2 protein-coding genes are annotated in these 1,156 nt (G+C 67.6%); both read left to right on the top strand.

The genetic code is table 11. From position 1 onward, the window contains the following. Positions 1-41 precede the first annotated feature (41 nt). Positions 42-578 (top strand): helix-turn-helix domain-containing protein, encoded by a 537-nt coding sequence (locus tag ACLEQD_RS43875; protein WP_410391865.1) that lies wholly within the window; start codon positions 42-44, stop codon positions 576-578. Continuing rightward, positions 500-1,156: an IS630 family transposase gene (locus ACLEQD_RS43870; RefSeq protein WP_410391864.1), complete on the top strand. Its 657-nt coding sequence runs from the start codon at positions 500-502 to the stop codon at positions 1,154-1,156. Before ACLEQD_RS43875 ends, ACLEQD_RS43870 begins: the two co-directional genes overlap by 79 nt.

Genomic DNA, 1,156 nt, shown 5'->3' with positions numbered 1-1,156 from the left:
CTAAGTAGGCCGCCAGAAGTTCCGAGACAAATTCCGGCCGCATGCCCAGCTTCCAGGGCATGCGACCGGCAAGGAGCCCTGAGAAGTTGGGGCTGACAGCAGTTGACAGGCGGCGGCTGGAACGGGCGCTGCGGCAGGCACGCGAGGCCCGCCACTTCCGTCGCCTTCTGGCCATCAAGCTCATCGCCGAAGGCAGAGGCCCGGGAGAGGCCGCGCACCTCGCGGCTTTGAGTCGACCGGCCGTCTACTTCTGGCTCAAGCGCTACCTGCGAGAGCGCACCCCGTCAGCCCTGGTGGATGCCCCGCGCTCGGGTCGGCCCAGGGCAGCTCCGCGCCTGAGTTTCGAGCGCTTGCGCAAAGTGGTGCGCACCCGCCCAGAGAAGGTGGGTTGGGCAAGCCATGGTTGGACGGTGCCGCTGCTGCGCACCCATCTGCAGCGCCAAGGTTTCGAGGTGTCCCCTCGCATGCTGCGCCGTCGGTTGCATGAGGCGGGCCTGGCGTGGAAGCGCCCCCGGTACGTGTACGCGACGGCGGCGCCGTATCCGGGGCAGAAAAAAGGGGCCTTGTTCGCCGTCTGAAGCGACTCAAGCGCCAATGGCCCCGCGCGGTGCTGCTCGTGACCGACAGTACGGTGCTGCGTTGGTTTCCACAGCTGCGCGCCACATGGGCTCCGGTGGGCGAGCAAGCGCGGGTGCCGATTTCAGGGGAGAATGCCAAGCGCACGCTGTGGGGCGCCATCAATCCGCGGACTGGCAGGCGCGTCGTCATGGCAACCCGGCGTGGCAGGCAGGAGGACTTCATGGCCTTCCTGCGTACGCTGCGGAAGGCCTACCCCGCTCGCCCGCTGCTGCTGGTGCTCGACAGGGCCAGTTGCCACACCGCCCAGAAGTCCCAACGGCTCGCCGCACGCCTCGGTATCCACTTGGCGCTGCTGCCCAAGCAACGCTCGGAACTCAACTGCATGGACCATCTCTGGCGTCCGCTCAAGCAGCGCGTGTCCGCCAACCGGCAGTACCCAACCGTGGAGCAGCACGTCGATGCCGCCCGCAGGTGGGTGCTGGCCCTCTCGCCCCTGGAGTCCCTCCGCAAGGCCGGCTGCCTCGCCGAGGGCTTCTGGCTCCGCGATTTGTTAGAGAACTTCTGGCGACCTACTTAG

It is taken from the genome of Corallococcus sp. 4LFB (assembly GCF_046520365.1).
In the GTDB taxonomy this organism is placed as follows: Bacteria; Myxococcota; Myxococcia; order Myxococcales; family Myxococcaceae; genus Corallococcus; species Corallococcus caeni.
The sequence above is the reverse complement of the archived record's forward strand: the minus strand, read 5'-3'. Positions and strand labels throughout refer to the sequence as shown.

What these genes read in the sequence shown, in the direction of transcription:
- ACLEQD_RS43875 (WP_410391865.1), top strand. Translation starts at nt 42, where the DNA reads ATGCCCAGCTTCCAGGGCATGCGACCGGCAAGGAGCCCTGAGAAGTTG.